Here is a 14426-nt window from a genome sequence, read left to right on the forward strand (position 1 = left end):
CGCTAAGATGCGGTATCGATAATCACGCCTGCACGCACCATGAAGATACCGCTCCCGTTTCACAGTTTCGTGCGCAGCCGCCCGCACCTGAGCCTGGCCATCGTGATCGGCGTGGTGGCCGGCGTGCTGCTGCCGTCAAGCTGGGAGCTGATGACGCGGGTACTGACGGCGTGGAATGTCGCCGTCTGGCTGTACCTGCTGACGATGGGCGCGATGATGATGCGCGCCAACCATCACAAGGTCAAGCAGATGGCGGCGCGCCAGGACGAGCGGGCCGCGATGGTGCTGTGCGCGCTGTCGGTGGCGTCCGTGATGAGCTTGCTCGCCATTATCTCCCAGCTGTCCTCGATCAAGGACATGGACGCCGAGCAGCGCGCCCTGCACTATGCGCTGACGATATTGACGCTGGTCGGCTCGTGGTTCCTGGTCGGCACGCTGTTCTGCTTTCATTACGCGCACCTGTACTACCGCGCCAGCCCCACCCAGCGGCCCCTGAAATTTCCCGACGACGAAGCCAACCCCGATTACTGGGATTTTTTGTATTTCGCGTTCACGCTGGCGGTGGCCGTGCAGACCTCGGACGTGACGGTGCAGACGCGCATGATGCGCAAGATCGTGCTGGGGCAGTCGGTGCTGAGCTTTTTCTTCAACCTGGTGGTGCTGGGGCTGTCGATCAATATCGCGGCCGGCCTGATCAATGGATGAAGCTTGCGACAGGGAAACTTGATCTTGCTGAAGCGTTAAGCCCCTCTTAATTGTGCGGCGCCCTTGAATTGCGTCAAACAGGAGTAAGATAACAGTCATACAAGGTCATGTAGACAAGGTTGGAACCGGGTGGAATGACTGGCTAGTGACGTGCCGCCTGTGTTGGGTTTTTTATGAATTGACAGGAGATAGCATATGCAAATCAATATTCAAACCGACAGCACCATCGCCAACAACGCTGGACTGAACGAACATGTGCAATCCGTACTCGAATCGGCACTGAGCCGTTTCCGCGACAATATCACCCGCATCGAAGTCCACCTGAGCGACACCAACGGTCCGAAAGGCGGCGCGGACGATATCCGCTGCGTGATGGAAGCGCGCATCGCCGGCTACCAGCCGATCGCCGTGACCGAACAGAATGCCACCGTGCACCAGTCGATCAGCGGCGCCACCGACAAGCTCAAACGCGCCATCGACAATGCGCTGGGCCGCCTGCAGGACAGCAAGCGCCACGCCACCGGCAAGCATGCCGTGCTGGACACGCCTGAAGCCGAAGAAGCCGCAGAATAAACCCCTCGCCGTTTAGCAGAGACCTGGGCAGCCGATCAAGGCTGCCTTTGCTTTTCATGCGCCGCATGCACATGGCGGTACTGTCGTATTTCCCATGAAGTTGCTTTCAATTCGACCATAGTCGTTACTCCCAAGAACGCTTTACGCTATCATGTTGCGCATGCCCCGCTGCGTGCGCGGCTCTGCCTCTTGGAAAGCATATCGTGGAAAAAATCGGCAATTTCGAGGCTTCAGGCTGCAACGTCGGCGATTTGCAGCTGTTTTCGGACGCCGCTGACGAGCGCACGGCTGCCATGCTGGCGCCGTGTCCGGTGATGCGCCTGGAAGCGGGCGAAGCACTCAGCGACACCAGCGGCGCCTGCCTGTATATCGTGCTGCGCGGTTCGCTGGCGGTGGCGGCCGACACCCATACGGGCATGGATGACGGCACCGTCAGCAAGGTCCTGCCCGGCGAAAGCGTGGGCGAACAGTCGGTGCTCGATGAAGCGAGCAACCTGGCTGCCATCTCGGCGCTGGAAGAAACCGATGTGCTGGTGATCGACGCCGTGCTGGTGTGGGAACTGATCGAACAGTCGAACGGCCTGGCGCGCAACCTGCTGCGCCTGATGTCGTTCCGCATCCGCGCCGCCAACGCGCTGCTGCGCCGGCGCCAGAAACTCGGTGAATTCTATCGCCAGCTGTCGATGGTCGACAGCCTGACGGGCCTGTACAACCGCGCCTGGCTCAACGACTTGTTGCCGAACATGATTACCACCGCGCACGAGAGCAGCGAACCGCTGTCGCTGGTGATGATCGACCTCGACCATTTCAAGCGCTTCAACGACCTGCACGGCCACCAGGCGGGCGACCAGGCACTGCGCATTGCCGCCCAGGTGCTGGGCGCAGCCTCGCGGCCCACGGATTTTTCCGTGCGCTATGGCGGCGAGGAACTGATGGTGATCCTGCCCGACACCCGCGAAGACATGGCGCTGCTGGTGGCCGAACGGCTGTGCGAACGCCTTCGGCAAGCCGTCATTTTCGAAGACATGCGCTGTCCCCTGCCCCATGTGACGGGCTCGTTCGGCGTAGCCAGCCTGGTGGCGCGCCAGGACGACCACGGCCTGATCGCCACGGCCGATGCGGCGCTGTACCGCGCCAAGGCAGCCGGCCGCAACCGCGTCTCGGTTTAAGCTTCGGCCTTTTTGCTGCTGTGCGCGGCAACGAAGTCGGCATAGCCCTTCTGCACCAGCTCATAGGTCTTGTCGATATTGCCGGCGATATCGCCCTGCAGCACGTTGAGTCCCTTCAGGATGTCGCGCGCTTCCGAGAAGCCCTTTTCCATGCCACCGGTGATGGTGCCCATGAATTTTTCCAGCGCGGCATCGTTGTCCATGCCGGGATTCTGCTGCTTGAACGCCTCGAAAAAGCCGGTCGACAGCGAGACGATGCGGTTCGCTGTCGCCTCGGCGCTATTGTCCTGCGAGGCTGCGTTTTGCACGGCGTTGTCGCCGAAGTCCGCCTGCAGCGCTTCATTGATGCTGGTGATGGCCGATTTGTAGACCAGCGCCAGCGGATCGTTTTGCGAGCTGATCGACACATTCATCGATGCCTGCAGGATGGCGGCGTTCAGCTGCAGTTTCGAGCGGTCGTTGACGCTCATCTGGGCTGTAGTGCCGTCGGCCTGCTTGACTTTGTCATCCTTGCCGGCCACGCCACTGGTGGTGGTATTGCCGGTGGTGCTGACGGAACTGGCGGAATTGCCGCTTGATGCGATGGGAATTGACACGATAGGTCTCCTTGGACAGGCAATGGTGGACTCCATGCGAGAATGCGCAGTACGGCTGATCCTCTCTTTGGTAGTATCGGCAAGTATTCCGAAAACTGAAGCGGCGATTTTTGTCGCTGCATCGCCTATAACAAATAAAGCAAGCACCATCCATGACAACTTTTCTTTGGCACGACTACGAAACCTTTGGCGCCCAGCCGCGCCGCGACCGTCCGGCCCAGTTCGCTGCCATCCGCACCGATGCCGAACTGAACGAAATCGGCGAGCCCATCATGCTGTATTGCCAGCCGGCCAATGATTTCCTGCCCGATCCGCAATCGTGCCTGATTACCGGCATCACGCCGCAGCAATGCCTGGCGCTGGGCGTGCCGGAACATGAATTCGCCGCCACCATCGAGGCGGCTTTTTCCGAGCCGGGCACCATCGGCGTCGGCTACAACACCATCCGCTTCGACGATGAAGTGACGCGCTTCCTGTTCTGGCGCAACCTGATCGATCCGTATGCGCGCGAATGGAAAAACCATTGCGGCCGCTGGGACATCCTCGACGTGGTGCGCATGACGCATGCGCTGCGCCCGGAAGGCATCGAATGGCCCAAGCGCGACGATGGCCAGACCAGCTTCAAGCTGGAACACCTGAGCAAGGCTAACGGTTTGGTGCATGAAGCGGCGCACGATGCGCTGTCCGACGTGCGCGCCACCATCGCCCTGGCACGCCTGATCCGGCAGAAACAGCCGAAACTGTTCGAATTCTGCCTGGCGCTGCACAAGAAAGACAAGGTTGCCAGCGAGATGGGCATGCATCTGGCCGCTGCCCAGCGCCAGCCTTTCCTGCATGTCTCGGGCATGTTCCCCGCCGAGCGCGGCTGCCTGGGCGTGGTCTGGCCGCTGGCCACGCACCCGGGCAACAAAAATGAAATCCTGGTGTGGGATTGCCAGTACGATCCGCGCGAGCTGTTCACGCTGGACGCCGACACCATCCGCACGCGGCTGTTTACGCGCAGCGACGCCATGCCCGAGGGCATGACCCGCCTGCCCGTGAAAAGCGTGCACCTGAACAAGTCGCCCATGCTGGTGGGTAATCTGAAAACCCTGTCGCCGGCCATGGCCGCCCACTGGGGCATCGATATCGAGGCCGCGCTGGCCCATGGCCGCCTGGCCGCCGAAGCGCCCAATATGGATGCGATCTGGGCCGAAGTGTTCAAGCGTCCGGGCGCCGAAGGCCATACCGATGTCGATGAAGATCTCTACAACGGCTTTGTCAGCAATGACGACCGCCGCCTGCTCGACGGCCTGCGGCGCGACACGCCGGCCAGGCTGGCAGCAGCGCGCCCCTCGTTTGCCGACGAGCGCCTGCAGGAACTGCTGTTCCGCTACCGCGCGCGCAACTTCCCGCAGACGCTGAGCGAAGCGGAAAGCCTGCGCTGGGAAGAGCACCGCGCCGCGCGCCTGTTCGACGGCGCCGGCGGCGCGCGCACCATCGAGCAGCTGTTTACAGAAATCGATACCTTGTCGGAATCGGTGGATGAACGGGGCGAAGAGATACTGGGCGAGCTGTACGATTATGCCGAGATCGTGGCCCCGCAAAGGGATTGAGGCCAATATTGCGTATCGCGTAGGTCGGATTAGCGCGCAAGCGCGTAATCCGACAACACCATGATCGCTGCCAACAATGTTGTCGGATTACGCGCGATGCGCATTGATCGCATCGCGCGTCTCGATCGCCACGCGCCGTGCCGCGTCGGCAAAATCCTCGCCCGCCTCCGGCTTGGCGTAGATGATGGCGCGCGACGAGCTGATCATCATGCCCATGCCATTGGCCGTCTGGCCCGCGCCGACGGTGGCGGCAATGTCGCCGCCCTGCGCGCCGATGCCGGGCACCAGCAGCGGCATGTCGCCGACAATCGCGCGCACCTGCGCCAGCTCTTCGGGGAAGGTGGCGCCAACGACCAGCGCGCACTGGCCGTTCTTGTTCCATTTCTCGGCCACCAGGCGCGCCACGCGCTGGTACAGGGGCACGCCGTCCGTGTCGAGGAACTGCAGGTCCGAGCCGCCCGGGTTCGAGGTGCGGCACAGGATGATCACGCCGCGATCCTGCCACGCCAGGTAGGGGTCGAGCGAATCCTCGCCCATGTAGGGGTTGACGGTGACGGCGTCGGCGCCGTAGCGCTCGAACGCTTCGCGCGCATATTGCGTGGCGGTGGCGCCGATGTCGCCGCGCTTGGCGTCGAGGATCAGCGGAATGTGCGGGTAGTGTTCGCGCACATAGCGGCAGATGTCTTCCAGCTGCTGTTCCGCGCCCAGCGCGCCGAAGTAGGCGATCTGCGGCTTGAAGGCGCAGGCCAGGTCGGCCGTGGCGTCGATGATGCGGGTGCAGAAGGTGGTGATGCCATCAGGCGCGTCGCGCAGTTCGGCCGGCAGTTTCGCCAGGTCCGGGTCCAGTCCCACGCACAGCAGGGAATTATTGGCCGTCCACGCGGCGGATAATTTATCGATGAAATTCACGGCACACCTTCTCTATCTTCAGTTGCAAACCCCGTATTGTAACGCGGCCGGCATTGATCACGGCAGCCTGCGCCTTGCCTGCCACGCTTATTAAACCGACATCTGGCGGCGTTTCAGGTATATTTGCCCCACTTGAATCTCCCTCTTGCTATCCATTCACTACTACGCACGGAACCCATCATGCAAATCACCAAACAGTTTTCCAAATGGCTGCGCCTGGCCCTCTCCGTCACCGTGCTGGCCGGCGTCCTGACCGGCTGCGGCTACAACGATTTCCAGACCAAGGATGAAGCCACCAAGGCGGCCTGGGGCGAAGTGGTCAACCAGTACCAGCGCCGCGCCGACCTGATCCCCAACCTGGTCAATACTGTGAAGGGCTATGCCACGCACGAGCGCGAAACGCTGGAAGCGGTGACAAAGGCGCGCTCGGCCGCCACCAGTTTCCAGATCACGCCTGAAGTGCTGAACGATCCGGCTGCATTCGAGAAATTCCAGCAGGTGCAGGGCCAGCTGTCGTCGGCCCTGTCGCGCCTGATGGTGGTGTCCGAGAAATATCCGGACCTGAAGGCCGACACCAGCTTCCGCGACCTGCAGTCGCAGCTGGAAGGCACGGAAAACCGCATCACCGTGGCGCGCCAGCGCTATATCGTGGCGGTGCAGGATTACAACGTGCATGCGCGCAGCTTCCCGAACAACCTGACGGCCATGATGTTCGGCTACAAGGTCAAGCCATCGTTCACGGTGGAAAATGAAAAAGCCATCTCGACCGCACCGACCGTCGACTTCGGCAAATAAGCATGAACATCAAGTCCCATCTGGCGGCGCTGTGCATGGCGCTGCTGTGCCTGATGGCGCTGCCGGCCAGCGCCCAGCTGGCGGCCGTGCCGCCGCTGGCCGAGCGCGTCACCGACCAGGCGGCCATGCTGGACGCGAAACAGAAAGCGTCGCTGGAGGCCGTGCTGGCCGACTACGAAGCGCGCACCGGCAGCCAGATCGCCGTGCTGCTGGTCAAGTCGACCGAGCCCGAAGCGATCGAGCAATACAGCATCCGCGTGACGGACGCCTGGAAACTGGGCCGCAAGGGCGTCGATGACGGCGTGCTGCTGCTGGTCGCCAAAGACAATCCCTCTGCGCTGCGCCGGCTGCGCATCGAAGCGGGCCGTGGCGTGCAGGGCGTGCTGACCGATGCGCAATCGAAGCGCATCCTGCAGGACGTGATCGCACCCCACTTCAAGCAGCAGGATTATTACGGCGGCCTGGTGGCCGGCGTGGGCGCGATAGCCACCCTGCTGAACCAGGAGCAATTCCCTGCCCCTGCAAAACAGGCGGCGCCGGCCACGGTGGAAGCCGGCGGCATGGGCTTCTGGCTGCCGCTGCTGTTCTTCGGCTTCCTGGTGGTACTGACCTTGTTCCGCTCGCGCGGCGGACCGGGCCGGCTGCAGCGCGGCAGCAACTGGACCAGCGGCGCCACCGGCGTGGTGCTGGGCAGCATCCTCAGCCAGGCCATGAACAACCGCGGCGGTGGCGGCGGCTTTGGCGGCGGTGGCGGTTTTGGTGGCGGCGGCGGCTTCGGCGGCGGCGGTGGCGGCTTTGACGGCGGCGGCGCCTCGGGAGACTGGTAATGACAAAACACTTGAGCTTCGGGCAGCGCTGCGGACGCGCCCTGAAACACTGGCGCGGCACCCCCGCCACGGCAAGACAGGCTTTTCCGGAAGCGACGCTGAAGGCGATCGAAACGGCCATTGCCGAGGGCGAAACCGAACATCGCGCGGAAGTGCGCCTGATCGTCGAAGCGGCGCTGACGCCCGGCATGGCCTACCAGGGCGTGACCAACCGCGAGCGCGCGCGCGAACTGTTTGTCCAGTATGGCGTGTGGGACACGGAAGACAATGTCGGCGTGCTGATCTACATTAACCTGGCCGAACACCAGGTCGATATCGTGGCCGACCGCCATGTGGGCCGCCGCATCACGCCCGAGCAATGGCAGGCGATCTGCCGTACCATGACGGCCGGTTTTGCCCAGGGTAATTACCACGACAGCACCGTGCAGGCGCTGGGCGAACTGAACAGTTTGCTGCAACACCATTTTCCCGCCACCGGCGAGCGCGGCAACCAGTTGCCGAACGAACCGATACTTATCTAAAATAGTTATGAAACTACACAATAAAACCGCCATCGTCACCGGCGCCACGCAAGGCATCGGCCTGGCGTGCGCCAGCCGCCTGATTGCCGAAGGGGCACACGTGATGCTGGTCGATATCAAGGAAAGCGGCGCCCAAGCGGCGGCCGCACTGGGACCGCAGGCACACTTCTTCTGCGCCGACGTCAGCCAGAAGGCCGATGTCGACGCCATGCTGCACGACACCCTGGCCCGCCTTGGCCATGTCGATATCCTGATCAACAACGCGGGCGTCACGCATGCGGCCGATTTCCTCGACGTGACGGAAGACGATTTCGACCGCGTGCTGCGCATCAACCTGAAATCGATGTTTCTGTGCGGCCAGGCCGTGGCGCGCGAGATGGTCAAGCGCAACAGCGGCGTGATCATCAATATGTCGAGCGTGAATGCGGAACTGGCGATCCCGAACCAGGTCCCGTATGTGGTGTCGAAAGGCGCGATCAACCAGCTGACCAAGGTGATGGCGCTGAACCTGGCGCCGCATGGCGTGCGCGTCAATGCCATCGGCCCGGGCACCATCCTGACGGAACTGGCCAAGCAGGCTGTGTTGTCCAGTCCGCAAGCGCGCCACACCATTTTGTCGCGCACGCCGCTGGGGCGCTGCGGCGAGCCGGAAGAAGTGGCCAGCATCGCCGCGTTTCTTGCCAGCGACGACGCCAGCTACATGACGGGCCAGACGATTTATGCCGATGGCGGCCGCATGGCACTGAACTACACGGTGGCGGTGCAGGAATAAGCAGCCTGGTCAGTTATATCAAAAAACGATAATCGTTATCCGAAAAGACCATTAGACATATATCGTGCGGCGCAGCATAATGCACCTGTCTCCACTATTCTCCTCCAAGAAAATAGTTTTAAGCCCGCTTTCACCAGCGGGCTTTTTTTTGTCCTGCAGCTGTCTTCCCTCTTTCCAAAAAGATTTGCGCGTGTCATGAGCCGGTCATCTTCGCTGGCTATACTTGCTTCATCTGCAGTACACGCAACCGATATGCGCGACTGCCGACAGGTGTGCCGTCACCGGCACACCACTCTCATTGCACACTGTGGCGCGAGCGAACGCGACATGGTCACCGTTTCTCAACTCTTGAACCCGTTTGGGTTTTTGGCCCGCTTCCCGGCGGGCCTTTTTTTTGGCTCAGGTCACGGTTGCCAGGCAAGCGCCGTGCTATGGTTGCCCTTTTTTATCCGTTGATGACCATGCCAGCTCCCCTGACCCAGCTCTGTTTTGCCGACCGCCACGAACGCCTGCGCTTTCGCACCGCCCTGTTTTTATATGCGCTGGTGATCATCATTGGCGATATTCCCGGTGCGCGCGCCGATGTGGGCCAGTATGCCTCGGGCGTGGTGCTGCATTCGTTCGGTTATGGCGTGTTGACGCTGATCCTGTTCAGCGGCATTGCCGGCGGCATGGGCCGCCGCGCGGTGCTGGCAGTGCTGATGGTGATGGCGATGGGTGCGCTGGACGAATTCATCCAGAGCTTCCTGCCATACCGCCGCGGCGCCGTGTCGGACTGGCTGGTCGATATCACGGCTGCGGCGGTAGTCGCCCTGCCGCTGTATTTCCTGTGGCCCAAAATGGTCATGGCTGCCCTGGGCCAGGGCCGCCGCCAGCCCGGAGCCTGACGCCCTTCCCTCAGGCGTCCTCGTCCGCTTCGCCTGCCAGCAACTCCAATGGCAGCTGCGCCTGCTCCCGCACACCCCGCGTTTTAACGCGCCGCAATAGTGCCCGCATCTCGCGCCGGCTGCCGGCACCGGCTGCGCGCGCCGTATCGCGTCGCATTTCCAGCAACTGCTCCGAGCGGGCCAGGCGCACCAGGCCGTGCAAGGCCTGCGACAGCAGATGCCGGGTGCGCGCGTCCTGTACGGCACCAGGCGTGGTGGCAACCAGTTCGGCGATCAATTTGGCGGTATGGCTGGACGACATTTTTTCTCCTGGAAATAAACAGTGAAAGAACGATGTAGCGCAAGGAATGTGTGATGCAAGCATCTATTTATACCAAGCAGCATCCTCTCATTATTTGAGCTAACGCAAGCCTCAGGAACAGGCAAAGAACATTTGCGCGCCAAGGCACTCAGACAGGTAGTCGCTGCAATCACGCCAGATCGGCTGCAGTCCGACGCCCAGAACTTTCCCTACCGGAGACCACGATGAGCCTGAAAAAAAATCTGTTGCTGACCGGCCTGGTTTGCAGCTTGCTTGCCGCTTGCAGCACCACTGACCTCAACAGCCCGGCTGTGACCACGCCTGCCGACAGCGGCGAACAGCGCGCCGTCCAGCCCGGAACCACGCCGCAAGGCAGCGTTCCGAGTCCGGCCGCCAGCACGCCCGGCGACATGCGCGAGCGCGGCGAAGCCGATGGCGCCGGCCTGAGTGCCGGCATGAGTGCCGACATGGACATCAGCTCGGCGACCGTGCAATCGATCGATACCGGCGATGACAGGGTTTACCGCGTGACACTGCGTCTCGACGACAGCAGCACGCGCACTGTCGTGCAAAACAGCCAGCCGGCAGTACAGATCGGCGAGCGCGTCTCGGTGCAGAAAGGCGTATTGCGGCCGTATTGAGCCCGCTGCAGCATGGTCATCATGGCCACCCGGCTCATACCAGCGTCAGCGGCCTTGCGCGCCCCTGCACCATGGCCGAAGGCCAGCCGGGATCATGGGTGAGGTTGTGCAACTGATCGTCGGCCAACAGGAAAGTGTCTTCCACGGTGCTGCCGGGCAGGCTGGGGTGAAACGCCAGCGCCATGCCGTGCCGGAGCGTGATTTCCGTATGCGGACCGGCCGCCACTTCGGGCGCAAGGTAGCCATGGATGCCGCCCTGGCGGCAGGTACGCACGGTATCGGGCTGCCCTGCATAGGCATAGGCGCTGTCGAGGGCGTGATACACCATGCTCAGCGCATGGCCCGGTTCGCACGCATCGAGGGCAATCGCCTCGAGCGCCAGGATGGCGGCGTCTTCTTCCTCCATGCCTTGTCGGTGGCGTGCCTCGAAGCCCGATGGCGGCACGAAGCGGCGCTGGCGGCTGAGACTGGCACACAGGCCATGGCGGCGCGCGCACAGCGCCAGCACGGCGCCCGGCCCCAGCGCCACATTGGTGGCCGGTGCGCGCCGGTAGCGCGACTGCCGCTCGGCGCCAGCGGCCAGCACATGCACGGCGTGCAGGCCGCGCAGCCACAGCGCCTGCACGCAGCAGGCGGCCAGTTCCAGTTCGGTCCAGTCCGGACGCGCCGCGCGCAACGCTGCCCCAGCGGCGCTGGCCGCCAGCTGTCCCACATGGCGGTAGCGCTGCTGTTCCGAAGCCAGCAGCACCAGCCGCTCTTCGCGCAGCGCCACCGGCAGGCTGCGCTCGTGCAGGCCGGGACGGTCCGACAGCACCGGGCTGCCCGCCGCCGCATGCTGCACGAAATGCTCGCGCAGCTCGACCAGCTGCGGCAGCATCCACGGCGTCACCTGCCAGGTCCACGGGCCGCGCACTTCTTCATCGCGCAGCCGGGGCGCCGATGCTTCATCGGTCAGGATATACGCGGCCGCGCGCGTCACCAGCACCTCGGCGCAGCCCGCGTCCCACGCATGGCACTGGCTGTTCGAGGCGCCGGCCGTGGCCCAGGCAAACCAGTCCGCGCCGCGCAGGCGGATCGCGCCCGCATGCTGCTGCTCCAGCCAGCCGCGCATCCGCGCCAGCTTGTGCGCCACTTCCAGTTCCAGCGGCCAGCTCATGGGATAGCTCCGCTCGGCCGCGACCGCTTGTGCAAGCTCGTCCGTATCATCCGCATCACTGTCTCCCCGCCAGGCATGGAGACGTAAGACAGTGAAACCCGAGAAAAAGTTCCGCCCTTTTTCACGCGGCAGATCAGACGCCCTGCAGTTTTACGTGCCTATTTCGCCAGTTCGATCAAGACGGCTGTGTACATCTGCAAATTGAGCAGCAGCTGTTTTTCCGTCATGAATTCATGCTCGGAATGCCCCGTGTACACCGTGTGCGGCATGGCCGGGCCGAAGCTGACGGCGTTCGGGAACAGGCGCGAGTTGGTGCCGCCGCCGATCGCCACCGGCTGCGGATCGGCGATGCCGGTGTAGTGTTCGAATACGCCCAGCAAAGTGGGAATCTGCGGCGCAGCGGTTTGCAGCCACGGCTCGCCGATCTGCACCTTCAGCGACGCCTGCGCCTGGCGCCGCGCGCGCCACGCTTCAAACGCGGCCATCACCTGCTGGTGCAACACCTCGCTGCTCTTGCCTTGCGGGCGGCGCAGGTTGATATTCAGTTCCAGTGCATTGCCGTTCTGCTTGAGCACGGTCGGCGCCACCGTCATCGGCCCCATGAAACCGTCGCGGTAGGCGATCTCGCCAAAGCGCTCGCCGTAGATGCCGGTGCCGACCAGTTCGTTCAGGAACGACAGCATGTCGGCCGCCTGCGTGCCCTGCCATGGCTGCACCTGCAGCGCATCGGCCAGCATGCTGATGGCATTGACGCCGTCTTCCGGTTTCGAGGAATGGGCCGAGACGCCGCGCGCCTTGACGCTCAAGGTCTGGCCGGTGCGCTCGAACGTGTAGCGCATGCCCTGCTGGATTTCTGCCCGCGCCCGGATGGCCTTTTCCAGCGAGGCCGGCGCATACTCGATCACGGCCCGCGCATCTTCCGGAATCTGGCTGCCGAAAAAGCCGCCCGTCAGGCTGGCCAGCACGGGGTGGTCGGGGCTTTGCGAGATGGCGGGCACCGGCAAACTCAGCTTGATCGAACCGTAGCCTTTCTCGGCCGTCACCACCGGATATTCGGCATCGATGGTGATATTGATTTGCGGCGGCGTGTGCGTTTGCAGGAATTGCTTGAGCGGCTCCCAGTCCGACTCCTCGGCCATGTAGACATACAGCTCGATGCGCTTGTTCAGCACCACCTTCTTGTCGGCAATCGCCTTCATCGCATACAGGGCCGTGGCGATCGGCCCCTTGTCGTCTTCCGTGCCGCGGCCCAGCAGCTTGCCCGGTTCGCTGGTGCGGTCCAGCTCGAATGGCGAGCGCGCCCATTTCGACGGATCGACCGGCTGCACGTCGCCATGCGTGATCACGCCGACGCGTTCGGCGCCCTTGCCCAGGCCAATGACCACCACATAACCGTAGTCCTGGAAGTCCAGTCCCAGCCGCTGCGCTTCCTGTGCCAGATAGCGCTTGAAGCCCGTATGCTGCGGGTTGTCGGCCAACGGCAGGTTCGGCACCGCCACCGTATTGAAGCTGACCATTCTGGCCAGGCTGGCGATCATCGGTTCAGGATAAGTGGCCAGCGCGTAGCTGGCGGTGTCGCGCGCTTCCGCGCTGACGGGCGCGGCATGGCTGTAAAGCGAGGGCAGCAGGAGGGCAAGCAGGGCGAATTGTTTCAGCATCATGGAAGCGCGGGCCGGGAGGAGGGAAAAAGCGACTCTAGCACTGCCTCCGGCAATTTCCAATCGGTATGCTTTTTTGACCGTCCCGTACGCCGGATCGCGAATCGTCCTATGATGTTCCCCACCCGTCGCTGCCGACAACCATGCTGGCGTCAGGGGATAGACAAATCGTCCATTGTGATTTCATAACCCGACCCGATATCTCTTTCATGATCCCATTTTCCATACTCGACCTGGCGCCCATCGCCGAAGGCAGCAATGCCTCGATTTCTTTCCAGAACACCCTGGATCTCGCCCAGCACGGCGAGCGCTGGGGCTATAACCGCTACTGGCTGGCGGAACACCACGGCATGCCCGGCATCGCCAGCGCCGCCACCGCAGTGGTGATCGCCCATGTGGCGGCCGGCACCAAGACGATCCGCGTCGGCGCCGGCGGCGTGATGCTGCCGAACCATTCTCCGCTGGTGATCGCGGAACAGTTCGGCACGCTGGAAGCGCTGCATCCGGGCCGCATCGACCTGGGCCTGGGCCGCGCGCCCGGCTCCGACCAGACCACCGCGCGCGCGCTGCGCCGCGACCTGCAGTCCGACTCGGACCAGTTCCCGCAGGACGTGCTGGAACTGATCGACTACATGTGCGACGAGCCGCGCCAGCGCGTGCTGGCCGTGCCCGGCAAGGGCTCGAATGTGCCCGTGTGGATCCTCGGTTCGAGCCTGTTCGGCGCGCAGCTGGCCGCGCACCTGGGCTTGCCGTATGCATTCGCCTCGCACTTTGCGCCGCAGATGATGATGCAGGCCGTCGCCTACTACCGCGAACATTTCAAGCCGTCGAAGCAGCTGGCCAAGCCCTATGTGATGCTCGGCTATAACGTGTTTGCCGCCGATACCGACGCCGAAGCGCATGTGCGCGCCACCTCGATGCAGCAGGCGTTCGTCAACCTGCGCACCGGACGGCCGTCGCGCCTGCAGCCGCCCGTGCCCGGCTACCTGGAGCAGCTGGGGCCGCAGGAACGCGCCATGCTCGACTCCGTGCTGTCCTGCACCGCCATCGGCTCGCCGGAAACGGTCAAGGCAAAAATGGCGGCGTTTATCGCCGAGACGGGCGCCGACGAACTGATGATCACCTCGCAGATCTTCGAGCACCAGCACCGCTTGCGCTCGTATGAAATCACGGCGCAGGTGCATGCGGAGCTGTCAGCACAGTCGTAACCTTCTCTCCCTGGTATATACCCCAGCGTATACCCTTTTCCCGGCCGTCCAGATGGACCGCCGGGATTTTTTTGCTCCCTCCGGCAGGAAAAGTGCATCGCCAGTATCATGCG

General features: G+C 63.1%; 16 protein-coding genes. 11 read left to right on the top strand and 5 right to left on the bottom strand.

Annotated features, from left to right (window positions below; translation table 11 throughout):
• Nucleotides 1–39 precede the first annotated feature (39 nt).
• The 3 genes from RTQ46_RS04570 (at nt 40) to RTQ46_RS04580 (ending at nt 2447) form a co-directional block, all read left to right on the top strand.
• Nucleotides 40–705 (top strand): DUF1345 domain-containing protein, encoded by a 666-nt coding sequence (locus RTQ46_RS04570; protein ID WP_312434885.1) that lies wholly within the window; start codon nt 40–42, stop codon nt 703–705.
• Nucleotides 706–900: 195 nt separating this feature from the next.
• Nucleotides 901–1278 carry an HPF/RaiA family ribosome-associated protein gene (locus tag RTQ46_RS04575; RefSeq protein ID WP_312434887.1) on the top strand — a complete coding sequence of 126 codons (378 nt, stop codon included), beginning with the start codon at nt 901–903 and terminating at the stop codon, nt 1276–1278.
• A gap of 203 nt (nt 1279–1481) precedes the next feature.
• Complete coding sequence (locus RTQ46_RS04580) at nt 1482–2447, top strand: GGDEF domain-containing protein (RefSeq protein ID WP_312434888.1); 966 nt, start codon at nt 1482–1484, stop codon at nt 2445–2447.
• Here the strand turns inward: RTQ46_RS04580 and RTQ46_RS04585 are convergent.
• A complete protein-coding gene (locus RTQ46_RS04585) occupies nt 2444–3043 on the bottom strand; it encodes a DUF5610 domain-containing protein (RefSeq protein WP_312434889.1) in 600 nt (199 codons plus the stop codon). The genes RTQ46_RS04580 and RTQ46_RS04585 overlap by 4 nt on opposite strands.
• Before the next feature lie 152 nt (nt 3044–3195).
• Here RTQ46_RS04585 and sbcB point away from each other — a divergent pair, with 152 nt between their 5' ends.
• Nucleotides 3196–4638 (top strand): exodeoxyribonuclease I, encoded by a 1443-nt coding sequence (gene sbcB / locus RTQ46_RS04590; RefSeq protein ID WP_312434891.1) that lies wholly within the window; start codon nt 3196–3198, stop codon nt 4636–4638.
• Nucleotides 4639–4725: 87 nt separating this feature from the next.
• On the opposite strand, the gene pyrF is transcribed toward sbcB, so the two are convergent.
• Complete coding sequence (pyrF, locus tag RTQ46_RS04595; RefSeq protein ID WP_312434892.1) at nt 4726–5547, bottom strand: orotidine-5'-phosphate decarboxylase; 822 nt, start codon at nt 5545–5547, stop codon at nt 4726–4728.
• A gap of 180 nt (nt 5548–5727) precedes the next feature.
• Between pyrF and RTQ46_RS04600 the strand changes: the two genes are divergently transcribed.
• The 5 genes from RTQ46_RS04600 to RTQ46_RS04620 all read left to right on the top strand — a co-directional run bounded on the left by RTQ46_RS04600 (nt 5728) and on the right by RTQ46_RS04620 (nt 9349).
• Nucleotides 5728–6342 (top strand): LemA family protein, encoded by a 615-nt coding sequence (locus tag RTQ46_RS04600; protein WP_312434894.1) that lies wholly within the window; start codon nt 5728–5730, stop codon nt 6340–6342.
• A 2-nt stretch (nt 6343–6344) separates the two neighbouring features.
• Nucleotides 6345–7169 carry a TPM domain-containing protein gene (locus tag RTQ46_RS04605; RefSeq protein ID WP_312434896.1) on the top strand — a complete coding sequence of 275 codons (825 nt, stop codon included), beginning with the start codon at nt 6345–6347 and terminating at the stop codon, nt 7167–7169.
• The gene (locus RTQ46_RS04610) at nt 7169–7690 is read left to right on the top strand and encodes a TPM domain-containing protein (protein ID WP_312434897.1); all 522 of its coding nucleotides are present in this window, start codon (nt 7169–7171) and stop codon (nt 7688–7690) included. The genes RTQ46_RS04605 and RTQ46_RS04610 overlap by 1 nt, the downstream gene beginning before the upstream one ends.
• 7 nt (nt 7691–7697) lie before the next feature.
• Nucleotides 7698–8462 carry an SDR family oxidoreductase gene (locus RTQ46_RS04615; protein WP_312434898.1) on the top strand — a complete coding sequence of 255 codons (765 nt, stop codon included), beginning with the start codon at nt 7698–7700 and terminating at the stop codon, nt 8460–8462.
• Between the two features lie 461 nt (nt 8463–8923).
• The gene (locus RTQ46_RS04620) at nt 8924–9349 is read left to right on the top strand and encodes a VanZ family protein (protein ID WP_312434900.1); all 426 of its coding nucleotides are present in this window, start codon (nt 8924–8926) and stop codon (nt 9347–9349) included.
• A gap of 10 nt (nt 9350–9359) precedes the next feature.
• On the opposite strand, the gene RTQ46_RS04625 is transcribed toward RTQ46_RS04620, so the two are convergent.
• Nucleotides 9360–9650 (bottom strand): hypothetical protein, encoded by a 291-nt coding sequence (locus tag RTQ46_RS04625; protein WP_312434901.1) that lies wholly within the window; start codon nt 9648–9650, stop codon nt 9360–9362.
• A gap of 224 nt (nt 9651–9874) precedes the next feature.
• Here RTQ46_RS04625 and RTQ46_RS04630 point away from each other — a divergent pair, with 224 nt between their 5' ends.
• The gene (locus RTQ46_RS04630; RefSeq protein WP_312434902.1) at nt 9875–10291 is read left to right on the top strand and encodes a hypothetical protein; all 417 of its coding nucleotides are present in this window, start codon (nt 9875–9877) and stop codon (nt 10289–10291) included.
• 34 nt (nt 10292–10325) lie between these two features.
• Here the strand turns inward: RTQ46_RS04630 and RTQ46_RS04635 are convergent, their stop codons facing one another.
• Together RTQ46_RS04635 and RTQ46_RS04640 are read right to left on the bottom strand one after the other, a co-directional pair.
• Nucleotides 10326–11447: a peptidase M24 gene (locus RTQ46_RS04635; RefSeq protein WP_312434903.1), complete on the bottom strand. Its 1122-nt coding sequence runs from the start codon at nt 11445–11447 to the stop codon at nt 10326–10328.
• A gap of 158 nt (nt 11448–11605) precedes the next feature.
• Nucleotides 11606–13108 carry a dipeptidase gene (locus RTQ46_RS04640; protein ID WP_312434904.1) on the bottom strand — a complete coding sequence of 501 codons (1503 nt, stop codon included), beginning with the start codon at nt 13106–13108 and terminating at the stop codon, nt 11606–11608.
• Nucleotides 13109–13314: 206 nt separating this feature from the next.
• Here RTQ46_RS04640 and RTQ46_RS04645 point away from each other — a divergent pair, with 206 nt between their 5' ends.
• Complete coding sequence (locus RTQ46_RS04645) at nt 13315–14313, top strand: LLM class flavin-dependent oxidoreductase (protein ID WP_312434905.1); 999 nt, start codon at nt 13315–13317, stop codon at nt 14311–14313.
• Nucleotides 14314–14426 lie beyond the last annotated feature (113 nt).

It is taken from the genome of Janthinobacterium sp. (assembly GCF_031995485.1).
Classification (GTDB): Bacteria; Pseudomonadota; Gammaproteobacteria; order Burkholderiales; family Burkholderiaceae_D; genus Janthinobacterium.

Excerpts from the sequence above, each read along its gene's own strand:
- RTQ46_RS04605 (WP_312434896.1), top strand. The coding sequence starts at position 6,345 with ATGAACATCAAGTCCCATCTGGCGGCGCTGTGCATGGCGCTGCTGTGC.
- RTQ46_RS04575 (WP_312434887.1), top strand. The coding sequence starts at position 901 with ATGCAAATCAATATTCAAACCGACAGCACCATCGCCAACAACGCTGGA.
- RTQ46_RS04615 (WP_312434898.1), top strand. The coding sequence starts at position 7,698 with ATGAAACTACACAATAAAACCGCCATCGTCACCGGCGCCACGCAAGGC.
- RTQ46_RS04620 (WP_312434900.1), top strand. The coding sequence starts at position 8,924 with ATGCCAGCTCCCCTGACCCAGCTCTGTTTTGCCGACCGCCACGAACGC.
- RTQ46_RS04625 (WP_312434901.1), bottom strand. The coding sequence starts at position 9,650 with ATGTCGTCCAGCCATACCGCCAAATTGATCGCCGAACTGGTTGCCACC.
- RTQ46_RS04645 (WP_312434905.1), top strand. The coding sequence starts at position 13,315 with ATGATCCCATTTTCCATACTCGACCTGGCGCCCATCGCCGAAGGCAGC.
- RTQ46_RS04635 (WP_312434903.1), bottom strand. The coding sequence starts at position 11,447 with ATGAGCTGGCCGCTGGAACTGGAAGTGGCGCACAAGCTGGCGCGGATG.
- sbcB (WP_312434891.1), top strand. The coding sequence starts at position 3,196 with ATGACAACTTTTCTTTGGCACGACTACGAAACCTTTGGCGCCCAGCCG.
- RTQ46_RS04610 (WP_312434897.1), top strand. The coding sequence starts at position 7,169 with ATGACAAAACACTTGAGCTTCGGGCAGCGCTGCGGACGCGCCCTGAAA.
- RTQ46_RS04630 (WP_312434902.1), top strand. The coding sequence starts at position 9,875 with ATGAGCCTGAAAAAAAATCTGTTGCTGACCGGCCTGGTTTGCAGCTTG.
- RTQ46_RS04640 (WP_312434904.1), bottom strand. The coding sequence starts at position 13,108 with ATGATGCTGAAACAATTCGCCCTGCTTGCCCTCCTGCTGCCCTCGCTT.
- RTQ46_RS04570 (WP_312434885.1), top strand. The coding sequence starts at position 40 with ATGAAGATACCGCTCCCGTTTCACAGTTTCGTGCGCAGCCGCCCGCAC.
- RTQ46_RS04600 (WP_312434894.1), top strand. The coding sequence starts at position 5,728 with ATGCAAATCACCAAACAGTTTTCCAAATGGCTGCGCCTGGCCCTCTCC.